Raw genomic sequence first — 1,911 nt, forward strand, 5'->3', positions numbered from 1 at the left:
CGGCTCGGTCGACCTGCCGCGCGCGGTGTTTGGCGAGTATTACCAGAGCCTGGACCTGGTCCAGAATTTCCCCGGCATCGGCGCGCTCGGCATCGCCACGCGGCTGGCGCCCGGCGACGTGGCGGCGCACGAGGCGCAGGTGCACGCCGATGGCTTTCCCGATTACCGTGTGCAGCCGGCCCCGGCCGCCCCGGCAGCCGGGACGGTGCTCGCGGTGATTTCGCACATCGAGCCGTTCAATGCGCGCAATCTGCGCGCGTTCGGTTTCGACATGGCCAGCGAACCGGCGCGCCGCGCGGCCCTGCTGGCAGCACGCGACAGCGGCCAGGCGACCCTGAGCGGCAAGGTGGTGCTGGTGCAGGAAGACGATGGCAGCGCCGAATCCGGGGTGCTGATGTACCTGCCCGTGTATCGCACGGGCCGCCTGATCGACGACGTCGCGCAGCGCCGCGCCGCGCTGACCGGCTGGATCTACGCGCCGTTTCGCATGAATGACCTGATGCGCCGGGTGGGGGGCGTCAGCGCACCCGAACTCGATGTCACGATCCACGATGGTGACACCAGCTCACCAGCCACGCTGTTGTACCAGTCGGCCGGCGTCGCCGACCACACGGCGCCGCGCTTCTCCACGACCACCCGGATGATGATTGCGGGCCGTGTCTGGACCGTGCGGATGGGCTCCGGCGCCGCGCTGGAAGCCACGCTCGACACGGCACGCCCGCGCATGATCGCCATCGCCGGCATCGTGCTCGGCGCGCTGGCCAGCCTGATCGTCTGGCTGCTGGCCAGCTCGCGCCGGCGCGCGCTGGAACTGGCGCACGCGATGACGCTCGAACTGCGCGAGTCGCACGACCGCATCGCCGCCGACGGCCGCCGCACCCGGGTGATCCTGGAAACCGCGTACGACGGCTTTGTCGCGCTCGACCGCCAGGGCCGCGTGACCGACTGGAACGCGCAGGCTTCGCAAATTTTCGGCATGGAAGCCGAAGATGCCATCGGCCGTCGGGCCGAGGAATTGCTGCCTGCCGAAGGCCATGCGGCCTTCCGCAACGCGTTCGACGCCTTCGCCAGGAGTGGCGTGGGCCCACTGCCGGGCCAGCCGGCCGAAACCGAGGTGCTGCACACGAGCGGACGGCGCGTGCCGGTCGAACTGGCGGTGGCGCTGTTGCCGCCGTCGGACGGCGCCGGGGCCACCGTGTTCGTGCGCGACATCACATCGCGCCGCGCCGCCGAGGAGCGCGAACTGCAGCGCCAGGCGGGCCTGGTCGAAGCGCGCATGGCATTGCACCGCGCGCAAAAGCTCGAAGCGGTCGGCAAGCTGACCGGCGGCGTGGCGCACGACTTCAACAACATCCTGCACATCATCAGCGCCAACGTGCAGCTGATGCTGCGCGCCGATGGTCCGCCCACGCGCAAGCGCCTGCACAACGTGCTCGATGCGGTCGACCGCGGCTCGAAGCTGGCCGGCCAGCTGCTCGCGTTCGCGCGGCGCCAGCCGCTGCACCCGAGCGTCGTCAACGTGGCCGAGCTGCTCGAGCGCAGCGACAGCCTGCTGCAGCGCGCCGCCAGCGACGCCGTCACGCTCGAGCGCAGCAGCGCGCCCGACCTGTGGCCGACGCTGGTCGATCCGAACCAGCTCGAGCACGTGCTGCTCAACCTGATCATCAATGCACGCGATGCAATGGACGGGGGCGGCCACATCGCACTGCGGCTGGCGAATGCGACCATCAGCACCGCAGCCGGCCAGCTCGATGCCGAGCTGGCGCCGGGCGACTACGTGATGATCACGGTGGCCGACACGGGCCACGGCATGCCGCCCGAGGTCATGGAGCACGCGTTCGAGCCGTTCTTCACCACCAAGCCGGAAGGCAAAGGCACGGGACTGGGACTGTCGATGGCGCACGGCTTCGT

At 70.3% G+C, this 1,911-nt stretch carries 1 protein-coding gene; it reads left to right on the top strand.

The features are described 5' to 3' along the window. A partial coding sequence (locus AC1DYN_RS32300) for a CHASE domain-containing protein (RefSeq protein ID WP_477966845.1) occupies positions 1-1,911 on the top strand: 1,911 nt, incomplete at both ends.

Source organism: Rhizobacter sp. P2_D12 (assembly GCF_056404395.1).